Source organism: Congzhengia minquanensis (assembly GCF_014384785.1).
Classification (GTDB): Bacteria; Bacillota; Clostridia; order UBA1381; family UBA9506; genus Congzhengia; species Congzhengia minquanensis.
Window position 1 is genome coordinate 25,271 of sequence record NZ_JACRSU010000003.1, and the last position, 23,363, is coordinate 48,633.

Annotated in this window: 18 protein-coding genes; 6 read left to right on the forward strand and 12 right to left on the reverse strand. The window is 49.9% G+C overall.

Features of this window, described 5'->3' with window-relative positions; genetic code table 11:
• Nucleotides 1-38 precede the first annotated feature (38 nt).
• Entirely contained in the window at nt 39-1,421 is a 1,383-nt protein-coding gene (locus tag H8698_RS07900; RefSeq protein ID WP_249312457.1) for an MATE family efflux transporter, read from the reverse strand.
• Nucleotides 1,422-1,644: 223 nt separating this feature from the next.
• Here H8698_RS07900 and H8698_RS07905 point away from each other — a divergent pair, with 223 nt between their 5' ends.
• Nucleotides 1,645-2,340 (forward strand): MgtC/SapB family protein, encoded by a 696-nt coding sequence (locus H8698_RS07905; RefSeq protein WP_249312467.1) that lies wholly within the window; start codon nt 1,645-1,647, stop codon nt 2,338-2,340.
• A 35-nt stretch (nt 2,341-2,375) separates the two neighbouring features.
• Here the strand turns inward: H8698_RS07905 and H8698_RS07910 are convergent, their stop codons facing one another.
• A complete protein-coding gene (locus H8698_RS07910; protein ID WP_249312468.1) occupies nt 2,376-5,255 on the reverse strand; it encodes a glycoside hydrolase family 2 TIM barrel-domain containing protein in 2,880 nt (959 codons plus the stop codon).
• A 93-nt stretch (nt 5,256-5,348) separates the two neighbouring features.
• Nucleotides 5,349-6,143, reverse strand: a complete 795-nt coding sequence (locus tag H8698_RS07915; protein ID WP_249312472.1) for an AraC family transcriptional regulator — start codon at nt 6,141-6,143, stop codon at nt 5,349-5,351.
• 120 nt (nt 6,144-6,263) lie between these two features.
• Between H8698_RS07915 and H8698_RS07920 the strand changes: the two genes are divergently transcribed.
• From H8698_RS07920 to scfB, 3 genes are all read left to right on the forward strand, one after another.
• Nucleotides 6,264-7,925: an amylo-alpha-1,6-glucosidase gene (locus H8698_RS07920; RefSeq protein WP_249312479.1), complete on the forward strand. Its 1,662-nt coding sequence runs from the start codon at nt 6,264-6,266 to the stop codon at nt 7,923-7,925.
• Nucleotides 7,926-7,990: 65 nt separating this feature from the next.
• The gene (gene scfA, locus H8698_RS07925) at nt 7,991-8,143 is read left to right on the forward strand and encodes a six-cysteine ranthipeptide SCIFF (protein WP_177677513.1); all 153 of its coding nucleotides are present in this window, start codon (nt 7,991-7,993) and stop codon (nt 8,141-8,143) included.
• 58 nt (nt 8,144-8,201) lie between these two features.
• Nucleotides 8,202-9,575: a thioether cross-link-forming SCIFF peptide maturase gene (gene scfB, locus H8698_RS07930; protein ID WP_249312480.1), complete on the forward strand. Its 1,374-nt coding sequence runs from the start codon at nt 8,202-8,204 to the stop codon at nt 9,573-9,575.
• 44 nt (nt 9,576-9,619) lie between these two features.
• Here scfB and H8698_RS07935 read toward each other — a convergent pair whose 3' ends face one another.
• The 6 genes from H8698_RS07935 to H8698_RS07960 form a co-directional block, all read right to left on the reverse strand.
• A complete protein-coding gene (locus tag H8698_RS07935; RefSeq protein WP_249312481.1) occupies nt 9,620-10,033 on the reverse strand; it encodes a GNAT family N-acetyltransferase in 414 nt (137 codons plus the stop codon).
• Entirely contained in the window at nt 10,030-10,776 is a 747-nt protein-coding gene (locus H8698_RS07940) for a class I SAM-dependent methyltransferase (protein ID WP_249312482.1), read from the reverse strand. The genes H8698_RS07935 and H8698_RS07940 overlap by 4 nt, the downstream gene beginning before the upstream one ends.
• A gap of 22 nt (nt 10,777-10,798) precedes the next feature.
• Nucleotides 10,799-12,073: a methionine gamma-lyase family protein gene (locus H8698_RS07945; RefSeq protein WP_249312483.1), complete on the reverse strand. Its 1,275-nt coding sequence runs from the start codon at nt 12,071-12,073 to the stop codon at nt 10,799-10,801.
• Nucleotides 12,074-12,089: 16 nt separating this feature from the next.
• Nucleotides 12,090-12,653: an indolepyruvate oxidoreductase subunit beta gene (locus H8698_RS07950; protein WP_249312490.1), complete on the reverse strand. Its 564-nt coding sequence runs from the start codon at nt 12,651-12,653 to the stop codon at nt 12,090-12,092.
• 19 nt (nt 12,654-12,672) lie between these two features.
• Nucleotides 12,673-14,403 (reverse strand): indolepyruvate ferredoxin oxidoreductase subunit alpha, encoded by a 1,731-nt coding sequence (gene iorA, locus H8698_RS07955; protein ID WP_249312500.1) that lies wholly within the window; start codon nt 14,401-14,403, stop codon nt 12,673-12,675.
• A gap of 150 nt (nt 14,404-14,553) precedes the next feature.
• On the reverse strand, nt 14,554-15,273 hold the full coding sequence (locus H8698_RS07960) for an SDR family NAD(P)-dependent oxidoreductase (RefSeq protein WP_249312505.1): 720 nt from the start codon (nt 15,271-15,273) through the stop codon (nt 14,554-14,556).
• A gap of 155 nt (nt 15,274-15,428) precedes the next feature.
• On the opposite strand from H8698_RS07960, the gene H8698_RS07965 reads away from it, so the two are divergent.
• A complete protein-coding gene (locus H8698_RS07965; RefSeq protein ID WP_249312520.1) occupies nt 15,429-16,172 on the forward strand; it encodes a helix-turn-helix domain-containing protein in 744 nt (247 codons plus the stop codon).
• Nucleotides 16,173-16,185: 13 nt separating this feature from the next.
• On the opposite strand, the gene H8698_RS07970 is transcribed toward H8698_RS07965, so the two are convergent.
• The 3 genes from H8698_RS07970 to H8698_RS07980 are packed head-to-tail and all read right to left on the reverse strand — an operon-like array spanning nt 16,186 to nt 21,952.
• Nucleotides 16,186-17,820 carry a ribulokinase gene (locus tag H8698_RS07970; protein ID WP_249312536.1) on the reverse strand — a complete coding sequence of 545 codons (1,635 nt, stop codon included), beginning with the start codon at nt 17,818-17,820 and terminating at the stop codon, nt 16,186-16,188.
• 12 nt (nt 17,821-17,832) lie between these two features.
• Entirely contained in the window at nt 17,833-18,690 is an 858-nt protein-coding gene (locus H8698_RS07975) for a type 1 periplasmic-binding domain-containing protein (RefSeq protein WP_177680520.1), read from the reverse strand.
• 40 nt (nt 18,691-18,730) lie between these two features.
• A complete protein-coding gene (locus H8698_RS07980) occupies nt 18,731-21,952 on the reverse strand; it encodes a UvrD-helicase domain-containing protein (protein WP_249312539.1) in 3,222 nt (1,073 codons plus the stop codon).
• A gap of 109 nt (nt 21,953-22,061) precedes the next feature.
• Between H8698_RS07980 and H8698_RS07985 the strand changes: the two genes are divergently transcribed.
• Nucleotides 22,062-23,342 carry a glycoside hydrolase family 140 protein gene (locus H8698_RS07985; protein WP_249312545.1) on the forward strand — a complete coding sequence of 427 codons (1,281 nt, stop codon included), beginning with the start codon at nt 22,062-22,064 and terminating at the stop codon, nt 23,340-23,342.
• Nucleotides 23,343-23,363: the final 21 nt, after the last annotated feature.

The following is a 23,363-nucleotide window of genomic DNA, read 5'->3' on the forward strand; positions in this document are numbered from 1 at the left end:
ACGGAAAATGCCTGTAGAACGCTACAGGCATTTTTACGTTATTCAATTGCTTGCACATTTTCCGTGTCCACTGAGTGAATAATCAGCTTTTTCCACCGTCCCGTTAAGAAGAAGCCCAGGCCAAAAACCATGGCGGCGGCAGATGCAATGGGTCCGCCCAGACCAACGCCCAACAGCCCCATATTGAGCACCATGCCGAATATGTAAGATGCGGGGATTCGGAACAAGAGAGACGACATAATGCCGTTAATCAGCGAAAAGTTGGTGTGCCCCGCACCGATAAACAAACCGTTAAAGCAAAAGCACAGAGGAGCTACCAAATAGTCATATTTAAACGCTTTTATGTATGCAACGCCGTTTGCAATGAACTCAGGGTCGTTTCCGAACAGGCGCATACAGCTTTCCGGGAACACGCCTACGATAAAGAATATCACAATGCTGATGGCCATGGAAATTGCCATGCCAACCAGCATGGTTTTGGCAGCCCTGTCATACTTTTTCGCGCCGATGTTTTGGGCACTCATGGCGGAAACCGAGGTGCTCATGGCAATGCCGGGTAAAATAGCAAATCCGTTCAGCTTGCCAACTGCGCCCACCGCGGCAGAGGCCATAACGCCAATGGAGTTTACCAGCGCCGTTAAAAACAGAAACGACGCGCTTGTGGCAACATTCTGAATAGACGTGGGAATGCCAATTTTCAAAATCAGCTTTAGCTGCTTTTTTGTTGCGCCTTTAAACGAGTCTAAGCTAAAGTCGAAAATAAAGTTGTTTTTTCTAAGGTAAAGAATGCACAAAATCATGCTGATGGCCTGGGACATAATCGTCGCCAAAGCAGCTCCGGCTGCGCCCATATGAAACACTGCGACAAACAAAAGGTCGAGCACAATGTTCACGCCGCAGGCAATTGCCACAAAAATAAGGGGATTACGGCTGTCGCCCAAACCGCGCATAACCGCGCTTAAGGCATTGTAGCCAAAAATGAAAATCGTGCCCAGCATGCTGATGAAAAAGTATATCCTTGCCTCGGAGAAAGACTCTGCCGGCGTTTGAATGAGCCGAAGCAGCGGTTCCTGCAGCGCCAGCATGGCCACAGTGATGATCACAGCGGCAACGGTGAGCGACACAAACAGCGTTGCAATGGTTTCGTGCATGGAATTCCTATCGTCTGCCCCCATATACTGCCCGATTAAAACCGTTGCGCCGACGGCCAGACCAAACACCATGTTGGTGATTAAAAACGAAACCTGCCCGCCGATATTTACGCCGGACATTGCCACCTCTCCTGCAAACTGGCCCACCACCAGCATGTCAACCGTGCTGTAAAGGGACTGGATTAAGTTCGAAATTAGAACAGGAAGCGAGAACAAAACAAGCTGTTTTACCACGTTCCCTTCTGATAAATTGTTTTCAAATTTTGCCATTTTTAAGTAAATACCTCGCTATTTTATGGTGATAATTTCATATTTATTGTACCATTTTTTTTTAAAACGGGCAAGGGCTTTTTGCTTGATTCTGCGCTTTTTGTCAAATGTTATCAGAAAAAATTTTTAAATCTTTCGATTGTTTGTAACTATTTTTTTCCTTGACGGGGATAAAACATTGCTGTATAATATATAATATTTTAATAGAGGAGAGAGGAAATAAATGGAGTTCATTTTTTCAAACGGAGTTTCGCAGCTCGACTGCATTGCAAGAATTGTGGCAGCCTGCCTGTGCGGCGCGCTGATAGGGTTCGAGCGCAGCCGGCGGCAAAAGGAGGCCGGCATCAGAACGCACATCATTGTGGCATTAGGCTCGTCTTTGATGATGATTGTGTCGAAATATGGTTTTTTTGACATGGTGGACATTCACAGCGGAGTGTTCACCGGCGACAGAATTGCCGCTAACATCATAACCGGCGTGTCGTTTTTAGGCGCGGGCATGATATTTTTCCGCGGCAGCTCGGTGAAAGGCCTAACCACCGCGGCGGGCATCTGGTCTACCGCAGGGGTGGGGCTTGCCGTCGGGGCAGGGCTTTACATCATTGCTGGAACGGCCACGGTGCTGATTTTAATTATTCAAATCATTTTCCACAAATGGCAAATTAGCGCAGACACCCAGGTGTTCGGAAAAATTGTGGTGGTTTTGGAAAACGACGAGGCCAAAATTGATTTCATTGCAGGCACATTAAAAAATGAGGGGATTGAAATTGTTTCCAGCCGGTTTGAAAAACTTGGCGACGACAAGGCAAAAATTACCTATGCAGTGCGCTCCGACAATGAGGTTTCTGCCAAACAGTCTGCAAGACTTTCGCGGATTATTCCCGAAATGGTGTCGTTAGAGGTGCACAGCAACACATAAAAAGAGCGGAACCAAGCGGTTCCGCTCTTTTTATTTTATTCTTTTGTAAGCCCAAAAGAAAATGCAAACTCAATTTGCTTCTCTTTCAGCCGATACCGCTCAAGCAGCGCCGGCCCGCAGGAATTCGAGCCAATTCCGGAAACCTTGTAGTCAATCCGCACGTTCACGGCGCCGTTCTTTTTAAGCTCGTCAATGTGCCCTGCCCGGGAGAGATCTAAGCTGTCAAACTCCGACACGTTACATTCAAACCCATATCCTGTAAACGTAAGCCCGTTATTAAATGCAAGCTCCTTTGTGTTGGTGTGGTTGCCGTGCTCTTGGGGTTTTACATAATTCACATACTCGTCTGCTGCCGAGCTGTGAAACAGCCCCATGCGGGCAAAGGCGCGCATGTCGGCGTAATTTTCGTCCGGCCCCATGCCAAAATACGAAAAGCGGCTGTTTTCTAAAAGGGTTTTAAACTCAAAGCCCAGCCGCGGCAGCCACACGCAGTCCTCCCGCACAGAGCCTGAGAGGGAAACGTCCACCGTGCCGTCGGTGAAAAACGCATAGACTGCGGTATAGCGGAAAAACGGTTTTCTGGAAATGCCGGCAAGGGAGCCTGTTACCGTAATCACGTTGTTGTCTGTGCGGCAGTCATAAACCTTTGAAAACACCTTGTTAAAGTTCTCGCCGGACTGGTTGTCGCTGTCAGACCATTCCCATTTTTTCCGGATATGCCTGTCGTTGTCTGTGGGCGCCCGCCAAACAGAAAGCTTGGTGGGGGAAACCAGCTGTTCTTTGCCGTTTCGTTTTATCGAAACAAACCCGCCCAAAAGCTTTGAAAATTCATAAACAAAGCCATCTCCCCGGGCGATAATGGTTTTTTCGGTTTCCGTCAGCGCCAGGGCCTCGCGCGGGGCCTCGTGCGATTGTTTTGGAACAGAAAGCTCGTGCTGAACGAAGGCGACCTCGTGGCCGTTTTTGTCAGTAAACGATGCGTTTAAATATGCCCCCAAACGGCAGCCGGTAACGTTTCCAATTAACGCGGCCACGTTCAGCTCGCGGCTTTCTTTGGGACGCACATCAAGCGTATAATCCCCCTCCGCCACAGTTTCGCCGTCCGCCATTACGGAGAGCTTTAACGAAAACTCCGAAAGATTGGTAAAGTCATAAAGGTTTGTTATGGTTAAATCCGTGCCGTTCAGCGAAGCTGAAATGTTTTGATAGGCGGCCTTAATTTCCTTCGAGCCGGCTTTCAGCCGGCGGTCGTGGGTCACCATTCCGTCACAACAGAAGTTGTGGTCGTGGGTGCCCTCGCAAAAATCGCCGCCATATTTAGGTACGCCGTCAATCACAACGGTGTGGTCAGCCCACTCCCAAACACAGCCTCCGATAAAGGCGGGATAGCGGTAACAAAAATCCATATATTCCAAAACCGTTCCGGGGCCGTTGCCCATTGCGTGAGCAAACTCGCATAAAAACAAAGGCTGTTTATTTTCCGGGTTTGTTAAATACCCCTCAACCGTCCGGTTGTTTTGCTCTTTGGAATAGGCCTCGTTTTTATACACTTCAGGATACATAATCGAATACACGTCAGCGTGGTCTAAATATCCCAAACGGGACGCGTCCTCACAGTGAACGAGCGCACCCGGCCTGCGTGCGCGGAGCCATTTCACCATTTCATAGTGGTTTGGCCCGTGGCCGCTTTCGTTTCCGGTGGACCACATAATGATGGACGGGTGGTTTTTGTCCCGCTCGAAGGCGCGTTCCATGCGCTCAACATAGCTTTTCGTCCACTCTTTTTTGTTGCCCGGCCAGTCGGAATTGTCGTTGTCATAGCCATAGCCGCAGACGCGGGTAACAAAACCGTGGGTTTCCAAATCGGTTTCCAGCACCACATAAAGCCCAAGCTCGTCGCACAAATTCAAAAACTTCGGCGGGGGCGGGTAGTGGGACGTTCTCACGGTGTTAATGTTTAACGACTTCATCAATAAAAGGTCGTTTAAAATTGCTTCGTCTGTCTGATACCAGCCGGTGTAGGGGTCGGTGTCGTGGTGGTTCACGCCTTTTAACTTCACCGGCACGCCGTTTATGATAAGGGCGCAGTCCGGGCCGATTTCCACAGTTTTAAACCCGGTTTTGATTGTAATGACTTCGCCGGCTGCCTCAAATTTCAAGGTGTATAAATAGGGCTTTTCGGCGTTCCAAAAAACAGGATTTTCAACGGCAAAGGAAACCCCGTCCTGCCCGGTTTTTGTTTCTAACACACGGCCCTCGCCGTCGCACAGTGTGACGTTGGCGCTGCCGCTGAATTTTGCAGTTATCGCACATTTTTCTGCCAGCACCTCAATGTCCGTCAAATGCCCCTGGGGGCGGGACAGCATATAAACGTCTCTGAAAATGCCGTTAAAACGGAAAAAGTCCTGGTCTTCCAAATAGCTTCCTGAGCACCACTTCAGCACCTTTGCGCGCAGGGTGTTAACACCTTTTTTTACAAAAGGCGTCACGTCAAACTCCGCCTGCAAATGGCTTCCCTGGCTGTAGCCTGCAAATTCGCCGTTTATGTATAAAAACACACAGGAGGAAACGCCCTCAAACACAATATAGGTTTGGTTGCCGGCGTTTTCTACGTTAAACTCCCGCTCATAAATCCCGGCAGGGTTTCTGTCGGGCACAAAAGGCGGGTCAACCGGATAAGGGTAGTTCACGTTGGTGTAGTTGGGGTCTTCATAGCCCAAAGTCTGCCAGCAGGACGGAACGCTGATTTCGTCCCAGCCGGAGATAGAATCAGTCACGTCTGCCTCACTGTCAAAGTAATGAAACCTCCAACGGCCGTTTAAAAGCGTATATGCCCCCTCGTTTTCCGGAATGTAATAGCTCCGCTGAGGGAGGCGGTTTATAGCAATGTTATCTAAATCTTCATAAAAACGCATGGTCAAAACTCCTTTCTATCCTGCATTATATCGTCAGGCAGACCAAAAGTCAATATAATTTTCATGCAGTTTTATATGAAAATATTCCACGCCCTACGGCTGGTACATCAGCTTTTTATATTTGTGGGGAGTGCTGCCGGTGAACGCCTTAAAAACGCGGTTAAAGTAGTTGGGGGAAGAAAAGCCGCACGCAGAAGAAATTTCCGTCATAGTCAAATCGGTTTGCTCCATCAGCACAATGGCGCGGGAAATCCGTACCCGGGTAAGATACACAATGGGCGAAAGCCCCGTAATCTCTTTAAACAGCCGGGAAAAATGAAACTTGCTTAAATTCACATGGTCGGCAAGCTCCTCTACCGTGATGTCAGACGAAAAGTTTTTTAAAATAAATTCCGCCGCCTTTTTCACCGCAGCATTGTGCTTCAGTTCGCCGGTCAGCGCAAAAATCCGGCAGATATAAATGTTTAAAAGAGAAAGCAGCGCGCGGATTGCGGCGGATTGATAGGCGTGCTCCACGCTGTATTCTTTATATACTAAAGTGAGCAGCTGGCTTAACTCCGCATTTTTTCCGATAACCGGATTGTAATCTGCCATGAGAAACGACAAGTCCGGCGCGCTGCCGTTCCATTCTGAGGCGGGAACCACCAATGCCCGCAGCATGCAGCCGTTTTCTGAATGGCCTGCGTGAAAAAGACCGGAATGAATAAACACAATGTCGCCCCGGGAAACCGGATAAGACGTTTGCCCCACAGTAATTGTCATGGCGCCCTCTAAAATTTCAATATATTCAAAATAAGAGTGCCAATGGGGACAAATCAGCTGTCCCGGCCCGCTTTGCAGTGTAATCCGAATGGGCTTTGCGCCAAATTCCTCTTTTTTTTCCAGCATTCCGTGCACGAAATCCACCTCGTTTCGCAATATTTTACAATATTATAGCATTATTTCTATAGAAACAGCAAGATTTATATGTTAAAATACAGCTATATTTTGTGCGAAAGGGGAATTTTTATGCAATTACCAAATATTTGGGGCCAGGGCGCCCTGTTTGCCTATTCGGGACTTGAGGGGGAGTGTACGCTGAAAAACAGCTTTACCTGCACCCTCTTAGGCGACAATTTAGGACTGCGTTTGCATACGGACAAGGCCTGCGACCTTTATGTTACCACTGAGGAAGTCTGCGACATACGCTATCAAATTGTGGCGTCCGACATAATCTCTGCCGAAATCGAAACCCGCGGCGCAGTTTACGAAACCTTGTTTTTATTCTATAACCAAAACACCATAATCGGAAAATGCCGGAAAGGGAGCGTTCAGCTCCGCATGGTAAACAACGCAGACCGGCCGCCGTATTTTTATGAAACCAGCACGGAAACAGAAACCTGTTTTTCCGTTTCCACCCAGCAGGAAACAGCGGTTACGCCGGAAATGGTCGCACAAACCGCGGCAAAAAAGCTGGCGTTTTACGAAGCCCTTCCCGACGTTGGCCTGAAAGACAAGGCAATCGAAAAAGCCTTTTATAAGGCTGTATCTGTTATGAAATCCCAGGTCTATTCAAAAGAAGGACAGTTCAAACGGAACTGGACAACGCCGGACAGACTGCCCCATAAGGCGCTCTGGCTGTGGGACAGCGTGTTCCACAGCTTCGGAAACCGCTTTATTTCCGAAGCACTGGCAAAAGACAGCATTCTTGCTGTGCTGGACGCTCAAAGACAAGACGGCTTTATTGCCCACATGGCTACGCCGGATTCTATTTCCGACGTTACCCAGCCGCCGGTGCTGGCCTGGGGCATTATGAGGCTTTTTAACAGAACCAAAGACATCGCTTTGCTCGAGGAAACTTATCCGAAACTGCGCGGCTACTTAACGTGGAATATGGAAAACAGAACAGACAAACACGGCCTTTATGTTTGGCATGTGGACACAACCAGCGTAGACTGCCGGTGTGACGAAAGCGGAATGGACAATTGCTCCCGCTTTGACGGTGTGAAAGACATGGAATGTATCGATTTTTCCTGTTTCATGGTCATGGAGGCCGAAGCCATGGCGTCTATGTGTGAGATTCTTCAAAACGGCGAAGGTCCGTTTTGGAAAGCGTTTGCGGAGGAGTTAAAGGAAAAAATCAACACCCGCCTGTGGGATGAGGCAGATGGCTTTTATTACGACAGAATTGTGGCAAACGACAGCTTTCACAAGGTAAAATCCAACGCCTCGTTTTTGCCCATGCTTGCCGGCGTGTGCAGCACAGACCAGGCGGCAAAGCTTGTGGCGCACCTAGATAACCCCGACACATTTAAAGAAGCCGTCGGCGTACCCGGCATTGCCAAAGAAGACCCCACATACGGTACAGACATGTGGCGCGGCCCCGTTTGGCTGAACTATAACTATCTTGTGCTGGAGGGCCTGAAGAAATACGGCTATATTGAGCGTTACGAAACGTTTGTGAAAGGCCTTGTGAAAGAAGTGACAAAATGGTATCTGTCAGACGGGGTGCTCTACGAGTTTTACGACCCCTCCGGCGCCACGCCCCCAAGCAGACTGATGCGCAAGGGGCCGGTTATCGAGCCATATAATTTTAATATCCGCTACCAGGCCATACGCGACTACGGCTGGACTTGCTCTATGTTTGCATGCATCATTTTAGAAAATAAACACCTGTTTGAAAGCACTTGACAACAACCGCCGCCTGTGGTATAATTTCTTTTATACAATTGTACATAAAAAAGGAGCGAATTAAAATGACGAGAATTCAAACACTTGAAACAAAAGATTTGAAAAAAAGCTTAGAAAACGGCGGCTGCGGCGAATGTCAGACCTCATGCCAGTCGGCCTGCAAAACTTCCTGCGGCGTTGCCAACCAGCAGTGCGAAAACTGCGGGGAAAACAAGTAATAAACGGATTAGTAAGCGGGGCTGTTTTTAGCAGTCCCGTTTTTTTACGGAGGAATTTATGATACACCAATACAAACTGGGCGGCTATAACCTGGTTTTAGACATGGCAAGCGGCAGCGTCCACTCGGTGGACGACGTGGCCTACGACGCAATCGCCATGTTTAAAACCCACAGCCGCAAAGATTTAATAACAGCGTTGCAAACCAAATATGAAGAAGACCCCACCGTGAATGAGACAGAGCTTGCGGCACTCATTTCCGACATCGAGGCGCTGGAAAAAGACGGAAAGCTTTTTTCAAAGGATATTTATGAAAATAAAGCCTTCGACTTAAAAAACCGCCACACAGAAATTAAGGCCCTATGCCTGCACATTGCCCACACCTGCAATTTAACCTGCGACTACTGCTTTGCCAGCCAGGGGAACTTTTGCGGCGAGCGGGCGCTTATGTCCTTTGACGTGGGCAAGCGTGCCATCGACTTTTTGGTGGAGCATTCGGGAACGCGAAAAAATTTAGAGGTAGATTTTTTCGGCGGCGAACCGCTGATGAATTTTGGCGTGGTAAAGCAAATTGTTGCCTATGCCCGGTCCATTGAAAAAGAACACAACAAAAACTTTCGCTTTACCTTAACCACCAACGGAATGTTAATTGACGACGACGTGATTGACTTTGCCAACCGCGAGTGCCACAACGTTGTGCTGTCGTTAGACGGGCGGCGGGAAGTCCACGACCTTCTGCGCAAAACCGCCGGCGGAACGGGAAGCTACGACATCATTGTTCCCAAGTTTCAAAAACTGGTGGAAAAACGCGGCGGCAAGGGCTATTACATAAGGGGAACGTTCACCCACAACAATCCCGACTTTACCAACGACCTGTTTCATATGCTGGATTTAGGCTTTACGGAGCTTTCCATGGAGCCGGTGGTGTGCGCGCCAAACGACCCCTATGCCTTAACGGACGAAGATATTGAAACGGTCTGCCGGCAGTATGAAATTTTGGCGGAGGAAATGATAAAGCGCGAAAAGCAGGGAAAAGGCTTTACGTTTTACCACTATATGATTGATTTAACCGGCGGACCGTGCATATATAAACGGATTTCCGGCTGCGGCTCCGGCACGGAATATTTTGCCGTAACGCCCTGGGGCGAGCTGTTCCCCTGCCATCAGTTTGTGGGAGATGAAGCCTACAGCATGGGCGACATCTGGAAAGGCGTTACAAATGCGGAAAAGCAGGAACAGTTTAAGCTGTGCAACGCTTATGCCAGAGAAGAATGCCGTGACTGCTGGGCAAAGCTCTACTGCAGCGGCGGCTGCGCCGCTAACGCATACCACGCCGCAGGCTCTATATCCGGCGTATATGAGCAGGGGTGCAAGCTGTTTAAAAAGCGCATGGAATGCGCCATTATGGTTCAGGCCGCAAAAGCTGGTCTGTAAAATAAAAAGAACACAAAGCTTTTCGCTTTGTGTTCTTTTTTTGTTTATAGCGTTTTTAGATAAATTAACTCTTGCGCTTCCTGTTCCGGCGGAAAAAACGCGCCGGTTTTTGTATATCCAAGCGTTTCATAAAAGAACTTTGCCGTTTCGTCCTCCTGGGTGGAGGTGAGGCAGTGGCAAAATCCCTCCTGTTTCATCTGGGCTTCCCAAAACGCCATAAAAGTGCGGCCAAACCCCTGCCTTTGAAAGGCCGGGTCAATAGAAATCAGGTCTAAAAAGGGAAGACTTTCCCAAAACAGGCTGTAGCGCAGCACGCCAAAAATTTGGCCGCTATTTTCCAAAACAAACGCCCGGCCGGCTGAAATCACAGTTTTAAGCCGTTCCGGCGCAATGTGTTTATCCAATTTTAAAAAGCCGTCTATATCGGAAAGTTCTGCTTTGCGGATAGATACGTTCATGCTTTTTTCCTCGCCTGAACAATTAAAAAGCTTGGTTTTATAAATTCTTTTGCAATCGCCGGAAGTTTTTTCACAGCCCAATCCTTTGGCGTTGGCTCGCAAACCACTTCAATGGTAAAGCCCGCGCGGGCAACTGCCGTTAACAGTTCGCCCATGGGGCGGTGAAATTTCACCACGCCGTCAATAAACCAGTGAATTTCCCGCTTGCCGCTCTGACTGTAGTTGGAAAACGTGTAAGAAACAGGGATACCGTTTTCATCTTTATTATAATGGCCCAAACCGTCTATTGTGGCGGTGGGAATGGGGTGCTCCTGGGAAAACAGCAGCATTCCGTTTGGCGCAAGCAGATTGTAAATATCGGTCATCAGTTTAGAGAAATCCTCAACGTAGTGAAACGCAAGGGAACTGTAAACAAAATCAAATGTTTCGTCCATGGAAGCAATATCGGTCATGCTCATATTTCGATATTGAATTTCCGGAGCGGCAGATTTATCTTTTGCAACAGACAGCATTTTTTCTGAAATGTCAACGCCAACGACACGTTTTGCGCCGCGGCAAACAAAGTCTTTACAGTTTTGGCCGAAGCCGCAGCCCAAATCCAGCACAGCTTTGCCCGAAAGATTTGGCAAAAGCTCAGCCATAGCAGGCTGTTCAAGCAGGTCGTTATAATTGATGTCCTGGTTTCTTAGGGCAAAATATCCGTCAAAAAAGTCCTGATTATCGTATAAAATTTGACGATTCATCTCTGTCCCTCCCCCTGAATCGTTACAGCTTCATCAAATTGTCTGCCGCGCAGAGCACAGAGAGCTTTCCGCTCTCATAGGTCAGGCCGCCCTGCATATAGGCGGCATAGGGCGGACGAATCGGCCCGTCGGCAGAAATTTCAATGCTGGCGCCGGACACAAACGCACCGGCAGCCATAATCACCTGATTTTCATAGCCGGGCATGTCCCACGGCTCCGGCACAACAAAGGAGTCGATGGGTGCGCCCCGCTGAATGCCGCGGCAAAAAGCGCAAAGCTTTTCACTGCTGCCGAATTTCACAGACTGAATAATGTCACCGCGTTTGTCTTCGGCCTTGGGGGAAACGTCATACCCCAGTTTTTCAAACACCTTTGCCGTGAGCACTGCAGTTTTTAACGCTTGCGCCACAGTGTGGGGAGCCATGAAAAAGCCCTGATACATGTGCCGGTTCATGCCGAGGGACGCGCCAACCTCCGCGCCGATTCCGGGGGAGGTAAGCCGGTAACTGATTTGTTCCACCAGCCCGCGCTTTCCTGCCAGATATCCGCCAGTTAAAGCCAGCCCACCGCCGGGGTTTTTGATGAGCGACCCGGCAATTAAGTCCGCACCGATTTGCGGCGGCTCAAGGCTTTCAACAAACTCGCCGTAGCAGTTGTCCACCATCACAAAAACGTCGGGGCGTTTCTGTTTAATCAGCGCAATGGCGTCCTCCATGTCAGAAAGCGTGTAGGAGGGGCGCCAGGCATAGCCTTTTGAGCGCTGAAGCTCCACCAAACGCACGCTTTTGTCGGCCAAAGCTTCTCCAAGGGCGGTTAAATTAATTTTTCCGTCTTTTAATAGCGGCACTTCGCGGTAGCCAATGCCCCATTCTTTTAAACTTCCGCCTCCCGAGCCGCGTTTTCCAATAATTTCTTCCAGTGTGTCATAGGGCGCACCGGTGGCAGAAAGCAGCGTATCCCCCGGGCGCAAAACGCCAAACAGGCAGGAACAAATCGCGTGGGTGCCGGAAACAATGCTGCTGCGCACCAAAGCGCTTTCTGTTCCAAACACATCGGCATAAATTTTTTCCAAGGTGTCACGGCCCAAATCGTCATAGCCGTATCCGGTGGAATAGCCCAAGTGCGCCTCCGAAACTTTGTGTTCAGAAAACGCCTTTAACACCTTAATCTGATTCAGCTCCGCCGTTTTGTCAATTTCAGCAAACTGCGGGCGCACCTCCTCCTCCGCCCGGGCGCAAAGCGCAAAGGTTTCGGGGGAGATGCCATATTCCGATTGAATAAAATCTTTTATCTCCATGAATAAACGTCCTTAATTAAAGTTCGTAGCCAAGTTCAAAGGCTTTTAAATTCGCCTCTAAAAATTTCGGCGGAACGGTGGCGTTCACAGCATTTAGCCAATCATCTTTGGAAATGGAGGAGTGCTTTGCCAAAACGCCGATTAAAACCACGTTAACAGACTTAACGTTCCCCGCCTCTTTTGCCAGGGAAAGCGCGTCGCAGGCAATGATGTTTATGCCCATCTGCTCAATCTTTTCCAAAATATTTTCAGGATATTCCGCCGTGCCGCAGATAACGGGCATGGGGTCTGTTTTCTGGGTGTTCACAATCATTGTGCCGCCCTGCTTTAAATAGGGCAGATAGCGGTAGGCCTCAAGCTGTTCAAAGGCCAAAATAATGTCCGCCCCGCCCTTTTCAATGATGGGGGACGAAATCTTTTCGCCATACCGCACATAGGTCACCACGCTTCCCCCGCGCTGGCTCATGCCATGAACCTCGGAAAGCTTTACGTCCATACCAATGTTTTGTGCCGCCGCGCCCAAAATCCTGCTTGCTAAAAGCGTTCCCTGGCCGCCGACACCAACTATCATAATATTCATATCGTTTTTGTCCTTTCCCTTAATTCACTTTTTCAATGGCGCCAAATTTGCACACATTGGGACACAGCCCGCAGCCAACGCAAAGCGTGTCGTTAATTTTCGGGCCGTTTTCCGTAATGGAAATTGCGGGGCAGCCCAGCTTCATGCACATTTTGCAGTTTTTACACTTGTCGTTAATCACGAAAGTTCCGGAATATCCTGCCTTTTTCAACAGCGCGCAGGGGCGTTGTGCGATAATTACAGAAGGCTCGTCTGCCGCCACTTCTTCTTTCACAACTTTTTCCAAAAGGTCTAAATCAAAGGGGTCAACCACTTTCACACGGTCAACGCCAACCGCTTCGGCAAGCTTTACCAAATCTACCTGGCGGGTCGGCTCGTTCCGAATGGTAAAGCCTGTTGATGGGTTTTGCTGGTGCCCTGTCATGCCGGTGATGGAGTTATCCAGAATAATTACCGTTGAAGTGCCTTTGTTGTAAACAATATCAATCAAGCCCGTAATGCCGGAATGGATAAAGGTAGAGTCGCCCAAAACCGCCACCGTCTTTTTCGCAAAATCGCGCCCTGCCGCCTTTTCCATGCCGTGGGCCGCCGAAACGCTGGCGCCCATGCAAATGATGCTGTCGATAGAGGAAAGGGGAGCGGCACATCCCAAGGAATAGCAGCCAATGTCGCCGGACACGTTAAGCCCAAGCTTGTGTAGCACATAGAACACGCCGCGGTGGGAACACCCGGGGCACATTACCGGCGGGCGCACGGGAACGGCTTCGGCTGCCGAAACAGTGTCGGCAGCTTTTTCGCCTAAAATCTTGCTGCGAAGAAGCGCAGCGGAATATTCGTCCACCTTGGGGAACAGCTCTTTTCCGATTACAGAAATGCCCATGGCGCGAATATTCTGTTCTAAAAACGGGTCGAGTTCTTCAATTACATAGCAGGTTTTCACCTTCGCGGCAAAATCGCGGATTAAGTTTTCCGGCAGGGGCCAAACCATGCCCAGCTTTAAAACAGAAGCGTTTGGCAAAGCCTCCTCCACATATTGATAGGAGATACCGGCGGTGATAATGCCAATTTCGGTGTCCCGCATGATAACTTTGTTGAGATCCGAAGTCTCCGAAAATGCAGAAAGCTGTTCCGTTCTTGCCTCTACAGCCGGGTGCTTTGGACGGGCGTTTGCCGGAACCATAACATTTTTTGCAATGTTCTTCTCATAAGGTTTTAAGGGCAAATCCTCGCGCTCGCACACCTCAACCAGGCTCTGGGAATGGGCGACACGGGTGGTCAGGCGCATAAGCACCGGCGTGTCAAACTTTTCGCTTAAACAAAACGCCTTTTTCATAAAGTCTTTACATTCGCCGCTGTCTGCCGGCTCTAACATGGGAATTTTAGAAGCTAACGCATAGTTTCTGGAATCCTGCTCGTTCTGGGAGCTGTGCATGCCGGGGTCGTCCGCCACGCAAAGCACCAAACCTGCGTTCACGCCGATATACGACATGGTAAATAACGGGTCTGCGGCAACGTTTAAGCCAACGTGCTTCATGGCAGAAACCGCCCGGCCACCTGCAAGGGAAGCGCCGGAAGCCGTTTCAACCGCCACTTTTTCGTTGGGCGCCCACTCGCAGTAAATTTCGTCATATTTTGCCATAAATTCTGTGATTTCGGTACTGGGCGTACCGGGATAGGAGGAAACCACGCGAACCCCGGCTTCATAAGCGCCGCGGGCAATGGCCTCGTTTCCAAGCATTAACTTTTTCATATCGAAACAATCCTTTCAGTTTGTTAATTTCCTTAAAAGGGGTTAAATTATATTTTACCTTATATAGCGGAAAAAGTCAAGTTTTGCAGAAGATTATCCGGTACGAATCCGCAAAACGGAGCAGAACTGCGGCGTTCTGCTCCGTTTTGGTTACATTTTTTTGCGGCAGCCGTCAACCAAGTAGTTCTGGCCGGAAACATAAGAGGCTTCGTCAGAGGCCAAAAACAATACGACGTTGGCGCATTCCTCCGGTGTTCCGGCCCGGCCCGTAAAGGAATGCTCCGGCATGTCTTCTCCGCTTACCGATATGCTGCCCGGAGAAACCGCGTTCACCGTAACGCCAAACGGCGCCGTTTCCTTTGCCAGGGACTTTGTAAAGGCAATTACAGCCCCTTTGGTCATTGCATAGTCCGTCATGTTCGGAATTCCATATACGCCGGCAACCGAGCCAATGTTCACAATTCGTCCGTATCGGTTTGCAATCATGTGGTTTAGCACGGCTTGTGTGGGATACATGGTGCCCAAAATGTTCACTTCAATTTTTTTCTTCCAGTCAACAGAATTTGAGTTTTGAAACAAACCAAATGTATTGTAAATGCCGGCGTTGTTAATTAAAATATCAATTTTGCCAAACCGGAGGATGGCCTTATCCATCACAGCATGAACTGCCGCCTCATCAGACACATCTAATCCACAGATTTCAACCTGCGCACCAAGCTCATTGACCGCTTTTGCCGTTTCTTTCAGCCCTGCTTTGTCAATGTCACAAAGAAAAAGCGCGGCATTATTTTTTGCCAGTCCAAGGGCAATGGCCCTGCCAATGCCGTGAGAAACACCTGTAACAAATGCTGCTTTACCTGAAAAATCCATAAAAATACACATCCTTTTATATATGATAGTTGAAATTATACAGCTGTGCTCTTTAAAAAGCAATGATTAAAACGCTTATTTTTTAGCCAAAACCATACACTTGATGTTGACAGAATTTCAATATCATGATACGCTGAAAAAAAGGGGGCAGGAAAATGAATAAAAATTATTGTATTACAGAATTTATTTCCGCGCTGAATGTGCACGACGAAGAGGGAAAACTGCTAACAATGAAAAACCGATACAGCGCCAGCTTGGTTTTCCCGCTTTCGGGAGCAATTTCGTTTTCGGCCGGAAAAAACCGGGTAATTGCAGATAACAACCACCCGGTTTATATCCCTCAGGGAATAAATTATTTTAACAGATGCCTCCGCGAGGCGGACAGCATTCTGTTTAACTTTTATGATATGAATGGATTTGGCGAATTAACCTCTTTGCCGCCTGTGCCGACGGAGACAGTTTTGGAGTGTTTTGAACGGATAAAAACGCCTGCCGAAGCTGTTCAAACTAGCCGGTTTTATATCTTATCACAGCTTTACAGCCTTTTGCATAAACTCGAAAACAACGAAATGCAAAACAAAAACCCAATCCTTGTTTCTGCGGCACTATTTATAAAGCAAAATTTTCATGTAACAGGACTTTCCCTAAGCGACATCGCCAATGCCGCATGTGTCAGTAAGGTATATTTGGGAAAGGTTTTTGTGAAGGAGCTGCAAATAACTCCGTTTCAATATCTTACAAAAATACGCATGGAACAGGCTGTTACTTATTTGCAGGAATTTCGCAGAGTTGGCGAAGTTTCCGCCAGCGTCGGATATGGTGACGTTTATCAGTTCAGCCGCGCGTTTAAAAAATATTACGGTTGTTCTCCAAAAGCTTATTGTCGCCGCCTGCTTTAAAACGATAACAATTTCACACTTTTTTCAGCCGCTTCATCACATGGTTTTTTTTGGCGAAATATTCACACAAAGTCACATACTCATCATAAAGCTTGTTGTAAACTGCGGAGTTCTCTGCAACCGGTTGATATGAAAAATCCTTTAAGCGTGCTAAAACACCTGCCGCCTGTTCCATGTTTTGAAAATAGCCCGATGCCACGGCGGCAAACATGGCGCTGCCCAAGGCACCGGCCTGGGCGCTTCCTGCCACTTGAATTTCGCGGCCGCAAACATCTGCATAAATCTGCATGGCCAGCGGGTCCTTTTCCGCAATTCCGCCGGAGGCACAAAGGGAACGAATGTTCACGCCGTGCTGTTCGTAGGTGTCGATAATGCGCTTCGTGCCAAAGGCCGTGGCTTCAATCAGCGCGCGGTAAATCTCCTCAGGACGGGTTTTCAGCGTCATTCCCAGAATCAGCCCTGACAAATCGGCGTCTACATAAGGGGTGCGGCTGCCGTTCCACCAGTCCAGCGCCAAAAGCCCGCTTTCGCCGGGAGCGAGCAGCGCCGCCTTTTCCCGCATGAGCGCATAAACCGATTTTCCCTCTGCCGCCGCCTGCGTTAAAAACCGCTCCGGCAGGCAGTTTTCCATAAACCATGCAAAGTGGTCGCCCACGCAGGCCTGCCCGGCCTCGTAGGCAAAATATCCGGGAAGAACGCCGTCTTTCACCACGCCGCAAATGCCCGGAACCTCTTTTTCCTCGCCGTTCATCAAAATGTGGCAAGTGGAAGTGCCCATAATCATCATCAGCGTGCCGGGGCCGGTAATTCCTGCCGCAGGCAGCGCCGCATGGGCGTCTATCACGGGGACAGACACCGCCGTGCCCGCACAAAGTCCCAGATTTTCTGCGGCAGGTTTTGTCAGCCCGCCGGCAAGGGTTCCTGCCGGCATAACTTTGGTGCTGATTTTGGTGCCCGCTAAACCGTGCAAACGCGGGTCCAGGGCGGTTAAAAACGAGTCGGAGGGATATCCGGATTCAAAGTGCCAGGTGCCCTTGTAGCCCGCCATGCACGAGCTGTGCACCTCGCGCCCTGTAAGGTTCCACACAAGCCAGTCACCGGCCTCAACAAACCGCTGGGCGGCAGAAAAAACCATTGGGCTTTTATGAAGCGTTTCCAGCACCTTGGGCAGCAGCCACTCTGACGAAACCTTCCCGCCGTAGCGCGCAAGCCAGCTTTCTTTCCGCTCCTCGGCCAGGACGGTGATTTCGTCCGCCTCCTGCTGGGCGGAATGGTGCTTCCACAGCTTCACATAGGCGTGGGGGTCGCTTGAAAACTCGTCCAGCACGCACAGGGGCGTGCCGTCTTCCAATACAGGCAAAACCGTGCAGGAGGTAAAATCAATCCCCAGTCCCACAATGTCTTCGGGGCAAACGCCGGACTGGGCAACAACCGTTTTCACAGTGTGGTTTAACACGTCGAGATAGTCTTGCGGGTGCTGAAACGCGGCGCCGTTTTCCAGCCTTTCGCCGGAGGGAAGCGTTCTGTCCATCACCCCGTGGGGATATTCCATCACGCAGGACGCAATTTCCTCCCCGTCTTCCAGCGAAACCAACAAAGCCCGGCCGGAAAGCGTTCCGAAATCCACCCCAATTGCATATTTGGTCATCCGTAATCCTCCTTATTTATCGCCAAATGCAGCCTGGTTTTGATTGGGACTGCTTCTTTTTTGTATTTTTGCCGCCCGGGCCGATAGCGCCGCCCGGGAGATTTCAATGTCTTCTAAAGCCTCGCGCTCGTTTAAGCACCCCACGGTAACCATGTCGCAGTCCCGAATGGTGGCCCAGGAGAAATTCAGCCCCACAAAAGGGGTGCATCTGCCTGCGGCCATGGGCTTAATGGTCATTACGGGCTTTTTGGCGTGCTGAATAATTTGGTTCACCGTTTCAATTTCCACCTGCATTAAAAAGCCCATACAGTTATAAATTTGAATATACGTTTCCACGTCATAGTGGTTTAAGTCGCTGTAAACAATCAGCTCCGGCATGTGGGCGGAAAGGCCGGGAATCAGCCCCGCGTCGCGAATCATTTTGGTGTAGTCGTCAATTCGTTCAATGCTTCTTTTCCCTTTGTTCACCAGTTGTTCCGCGGCGGAGTGGTGAATCAGGCAAAAGGCGGCGCCAAGTTCTTTGCTCTGCTTTATCATGGCTTCTGCCTCCCGGCGGCCCGCCGCACTGTCTTCTGTGTTAATGGCGGGGGTGTCGATGATAATAATTTTTTTGCCTAATTTTTCTTCGGCTTCCCGCACGGCTTTTGTGATGACGGGCGTGAGGCTAAAGCTGCCCATAATGGCGTCTATGCCGTTGTTCACAAATGCCTCCAGCATGGGCACAATAGAACTGCTTTCTGCGTGGCGTTCTTTAATCATGCAGTCCGCCGCAGGGGAGCGGTGGCTCCAGCCGGCCATCCAGTTGGTGCCGATTAACATGCGCGGCAGAGAAATGCCGGCAACCGTGGTTCTCGGAAAAAGTTCCTCCATGATCACACACATCCTTTTTTCATTTTTTATTTTGTTTTATTTAAAACAGGGACATCTGCCGCCCAATAGGCTTTGCAGGCGTATTTTGTTCTGCTTTTTCAGTGAAATTCTCCGGAATGTCTGCTAAAAATGCAGAGGGCTTGCCGAAGGAACTTAAAATCAACTCGTCCATTGCCCGGGTCATTCCCACATAAAACAGGCGGCGCTCCTCGGCAATATCCGCCGCGCCGGAGGCGGCTTCCAGCGGAATGGTGCCGTCGTTTACACCGCACAGGAATACCACAGGGAACTCAAGCCCCTTGCTGCCGTGGAGCGTGGAAAGCGTCACCGCGTCGGAACTGTAGGCCGTGCCGGAGGCGCGCTGAATGTCCCGCTCCTCACCGAGCACAACCGACTGCAAAAACGCGGAAATTCCGTCATACATCACTGCGGTATGAATCAGCTTTTTCACGTTTTCGTCCGTATCTTTCCCCAAATTCTCTGCCAAATGCGTGATAAAATTTGAGGGGGATTCTGTGCTGAACAAAGACAGCAGTTTTTCCGCCAATAACGCAAAGGAACACAAGGGTGTTTGTTCTTCTTTTAGAATAGCAAGAATGTTTTCCGCTCCGCGCACTTCTTTTTTCTCTAACTCCGCCAAACAGCGTTTTGCCACAGGGGCGGAACAGTCGAACAGCAATTTCAGCGCCTGGGCCAGGGCATTTTGATTCTCCGGTTCCGTTAAAAACCGCAGAAAGGCCAAAATTCCACGAACACAGCCGTCCTGCAAAAAGTCCTCCCGTCCGGCAACGGTATAGGGAATGGATTCCTGCCGGAAACATTTTTCCAAAATCCGGGCCTGCCGGTGGGTGCGGTAGAGCACCGCAATGTCGGAAAAGCCCCGCACCCTGTGGGCGTCGTCAAGCTGTTTCGCACTATCGGTATCTAACATTTCAATGCCGCCAACCATTTGGTTAATCTGCTTGGCAACAAAAATCCCCTCAGCCAGCGGACTTGTGGCAGCGTGCAGCTTCACGCCTGCGCCTCCTGTTCTGTTGGCGGCCAGTGCCCGCTCTTTTTTTCCGCCCTCAGTAATCACGGAAACTGCGGCATTTAATATCTTCGGTGCACAGCGGTAGTTTTGCATAAGTGTAATTTCTTTTCTGTCAGGGAAATCCTCCCGCAGCCGGTCAAAACATTTCGCGTCGGAGCCGCGGAAGCCGTATATGGCCTGGTCGGTGTCGCCAATCACAAACAGCCCCTTTGCGTTCTGCGACCATGCCTGCACCAGCCGGTATTGCACCGGGTTAATGTCCTGAAACTCGTCCACAGAAAGGTGTGCAAACCGGCGCTTTTGCTTCGGGAGAAATTCGCCAGCATCCCACTTCTTCAAAACCATCAGCAGCAAATCGTCCAAATCAACCACCCGGTTCTTTTCAAGCTGCGCGCAATAGGCGTAAAAAAGCTCGTCGCTGAGCTGCCCCTCTGCGGTTACGCCGTTCTTCCGTTTTGAAACCTCCTGCAAAAGATCTACCGGGCCAATTTTGGCGTTTTCTTCCAGAATAGCTTCCTTTGCCAAATCCAGCGCCGTTTCCCTGTCAATAATGGCGGGGGAAAGGCCAAGATCTGTTAAAAGCCCCAAACACACAGCGTGAAACGTGCCAATGGTCATTTGCTTTGCCGCCCGTTTTCCAATTTGTTTTTCCAAGCGCTGGCGCATTTCGCCTGCGGCTTTGTTGGTGAACGTAACTGCCGTAATTTCCTGTGGTTTTACGCCCTGCGAAATGAGGTGCACAATACGGGAAACCAGCGTTTTCGTTTTGCCTGTTCCCGGGCCTGCCGAAACCAAAACCACCGGCGCGCCGGACGCGGCGGCCTCTTCCTGCTCCGCGTTCAGCGCATCGTTCGCTTTCATCTGTTTTGCTTCGGTATCTGATGACTCCTGCACGCTCTGTGCCGGCGGGGCAGGATTTTTTTTCTTAGCAATTTCCGCTGCGTCGGGAAGCAGTGAGAGTTCTGTCAGCATGGTCTGGCCGCTGAAAAGGCTGATTTCACTGTCCTCCAATAGGCGGATTTTTCCATATTCTCCGTCAAACCCCGGCGTGCGTTTCACCTCGCCCGCCCGCAGGCGGCGAATACCCTCGGCCACGCAAACACCGCCCACAGCGCGGATTTCCTCAATGGGCGCCTGGCGGAGAATGTAAAACTCCGGGCCGATTTTTTGAAGCATCTCCTCATAGAGTTTTGCAGTTTTTTTGCTGGCTGCGGAAAGGGAAAGGGAGGCCCCAATCACCTCAGGCAGGGGCACCAGACTTTCAAAGGGCAGCATATCGGGGAGTACAAAATCCTCCGGCCGGTCGGCAAGCTGTGTAACGCGGTTCAAAACGCCGATTGTGATTTTCTTTCCGCACACCGGGCATTTGCCGCCATATTTTAAGGTTTCGTCAGGCGTTAAGCATAAATTACAGTTCCTGTGGCCGTCTAAATGATATTTTCCCTCCTCAGGGAAGAATTCCACCGTTCCTAAAAACCCTTCTCTGGTTTGAATTGCGTTGTAAAGCCCGGTGTAGGAACGGTCAATATCCAAAAGGTTTGCCTCGCGCCCCAGCTTGGCAGGGGAGTGGGCGTCGGAATTGGAAACTAAGGTATAGCGGTCTAGGGCGGAAAGCCGCCGGCACATGACCGGGTCTGCGGAAAGGCCGGTTTCTAAGGCGTGAATGTGGGGCGTTAAATCCTCAAAACACTCCTCTATGGTGTCAAATCCGGAAAAGGCGCCGAACAGGGAAAAGTGCGGCGTCCAGATGTGGGCGGGAATGAAAATCGCCTCCGGGCACACGTCTAAGGTCAACTCCAACAAATCCCGGCTGTCCAGCCCCAAAATGGGCCGTCCGTCGGAATGAATGTTTCCAATCAGCGCAAGCTTTGCCGAAAGCAGATCCGCTGCCTCAAAACCGGGCAGCAAAATTACGTTATGCACCTTTCTTACCCTGCCGTTCTTTTTATAAATGGAACTGATTTCGCCGGACAGCACAAACCGCGGCGCGTTGTCTTCTGAAAAATTGTCTGGATCGGCACAATACTCTTTTTTCAGGCGAAAAAGCCCATCCTCCGCAGAAATCAGCTTTTCCTTCAGCTCGCCGCGCCAGGCGGCATGGGTAAAGTCCCCCGTGCCCAAAAGGCCTATGCCCTTGCGCCGCGCCCAAAAGTCTAACTGTTCGGGCGTGCAGTCCCGGCTGGTGGCCCGCGAATATTTAGAATGAATATGCAAATCAGCAATGATCATAATGTCAACTCCCCCATTGTAATGATATGTTTAGTATATCGCGTTTAAAATGGATTTGCAATCCTAATTTTTGTGTGTTATACTAAAAAATAAAAAAGGGGGACGGAGAATGAAAAAGTTAAAAGTTTACGGAACCGGGCAGTATCTTATGTGGGAGGACGAAAAACCATTTTTTTACCTGGGAGATACGGTCTGGGAGCTGTTTCACAGGCTGACGCGGGAGGAGATGGTGGAATATTTCGCGGTTCGCGCAAAGCAGGGCTTTAACGCAGTTCAGGCGGTGGCCCTGGCAGAATTTGAGGGCGTCACTGTGCCAAACAAATATGGCAGACTTCCGCTGACGTTCACAAACGGCCTGCCAGACCCGGAAAAGCCCGACACAGACGGGGAATACAGCTATTGGGACCATGTGGAGTATGCAATTGCGCTTGCTGCTGAAAAGAATATGTTCATTACCCTTCTTCCCACCTGGGGCGACAAGTTTAACCGGCTTTGGGGAACAGGGCCGGAAATATTTACGCCGGAAAATGCGTATGCTTACGGAAAGTGGATTGCAAAACGGTTTCAAAAGCATTGGAACATCATTTGGATGCTGGGCGGCGACCGGCCGCTGAGCACGCACCTGCACCGGATGGTGGTTGACGAAATGGGCAGGGGCATTGCAGAAACAGACCCAGACCATTTAATCACGTTCCACCCCTGTGGCGCTGCGTCGTCTGTTGATGCGGTCAGCTCAAAATCTTATATCGATTTCCACACGGTGCAATCTGGTCACGGCTTTGAAGGGTATGAGAGCTTTTCTTTGCTCCGCAGAACAAAAGAGGCAGAGGGAAACAAGCCGTTTATGGACTCGGAGCCGCGGTATGAAGATCACCCAGCCTGCTTTAAAGCGGAATATGGCTGTTACTGGAGCACCCAGGACGTGCGGAACAACGCCTATTGGGACATGTGCGAGGGCGCCTGCGGCCACACCTATGGAAACCACTGTATTTGGGGATTTACCACAAAACCGGAACCTTATTTTCCCTTTGTGTGGCAAGAAGCCCTGCACCACGAGGGGGCGAACCAGATCAGGTTTTTAAAAGAGCTGCGCTTAAAACGGGATTTTTATTCTTTCCGTCCGGCGCCGGAGCTTGCGGAGGACGATGATGCCATCGGCGGGCACATTGCTGCCGGCAGGGGAGAAAAGTATGCTTATATCTATACGCCCCAGGGGCAGCCAATCCGGGCAAACTTAAATTTGATGGGCGGCAATATCATTCGTGCAAGCTGGTTTAATCCGAGAACAGGGAAAGAAACATTTTATAAACTGTTCCCGCCCAAAACTGCGCTGTTTGCTGCTCCGACCCACGGGGAAGACTGGGTGCTGGTGTTGGAAATTATGGAATAATGATAAATTGGAGGAGTTTAA

Bases quoted from the DNA above. Each gene is read 5' to 3' on its own strand.
- H8698_RS07985 (WP_249312545.1), top strand. From the start codon at position 22,062: ATGAAAAAGTTAAAAGTTTACGGAACCGGGCAGTATCTTATGTGGGAG.
- iorA (WP_249312500.1), bottom strand. From the start codon at position 14,403: ATGAAAAAGTTAATGCTTGGAAACGAGGCCATTGCCCGCGGCGCTTAT.
- scfA (WP_177677513.1), top strand. From the start codon at position 7,991: ATGACGAGAATTCAAACACTTGAAACAAAAGATTTGAAAAAAAGCTTA.
- H8698_RS07920 (WP_249312479.1), top strand. From the start codon at position 6,264: ATGCAATTACCAAATATTTGGGGCCAGGGCGCCCTGTTTGCCTATTCG.
- H8698_RS07910 (WP_249312468.1), bottom strand. From the start codon at position 5,255: ATGCGTTTTTATGAAGATTTAGATAACATTGCTATAAACCGCCTCCCT.
- H8698_RS07970 (WP_249312536.1), bottom strand. From the start codon at position 17,820: ATGACCAAATATGCAATTGGGGTGGATTTCGGAACGCTTTCCGGCCGG.
- H8698_RS07945 (WP_249312483.1), bottom strand. From the start codon at position 12,073: ATGGAGATAAAAGATTTTATTCAATCGGAATATGGCATCTCCCCCGAA.
- H8698_RS07960 (WP_249312505.1), bottom strand. From the start codon at position 15,273: ATGGATTTTTCAGGTAAAGCAGCATTTGTTACAGGTGTTTCTCACGGC.
- scfB (WP_249312480.1), top strand. From the start codon at position 8,202: ATGATACACCAATACAAACTGGGCGGCTATAACCTGGTTTTAGACATG.
- H8698_RS07905 (WP_249312467.1), top strand. From the start codon at position 1,645: ATGGAGTTCATTTTTTCAAACGGAGTTTCGCAGCTCGACTGCATTGCA.
- H8698_RS07965 (WP_249312520.1), top strand. From the start codon at position 15,429: ATGAATAAAAATTATTGTATTACAGAATTTATTTCCGCGCTGAATGTG.
- H8698_RS07940 (WP_249312482.1), bottom strand. From the start codon at position 10,776: ATGAATCGTCAAATTTTATACGATAATCAGGACTTTTTTGACGGATAT.
- H8698_RS07935 (WP_249312481.1), bottom strand. From the start codon at position 10,033: ATGAACGTATCTATCCGCAAAGCAGAACTTTCCGATATAGACGGCTTT.
- H8698_RS07980 (WP_249312539.1), bottom strand. From the start codon at position 21,952: ATGATCATTGCTGATTTGCATATTCATTCTAAATATTCGCGGGCCACC.
- H8698_RS07900 (WP_249312457.1), bottom strand. From the start codon at position 1,421: ATGGCAAAATTTGAAAACAATTTATCAGAAGGGAACGTGGTAAAACAG.
- H8698_RS07915 (WP_249312472.1), bottom strand. From the start codon at position 6,143: ATGCTGGAAAAAAAAGAGGAATTTGGCGCAAAGCCCATTCGGATTACA.
- H8698_RS07975 (WP_177680520.1), bottom strand. From the start codon at position 18,690: ATGGAGGAACTTTTTCCGAGAACCACGGTTGCCGGCATTTCTCTGCCG.
- H8698_RS07950 (WP_249312490.1), bottom strand. From the start codon at position 12,653: ATGAATATTATGATAGTTGGTGTCGGCGGCCAGGGAACGCTTTTAGCA.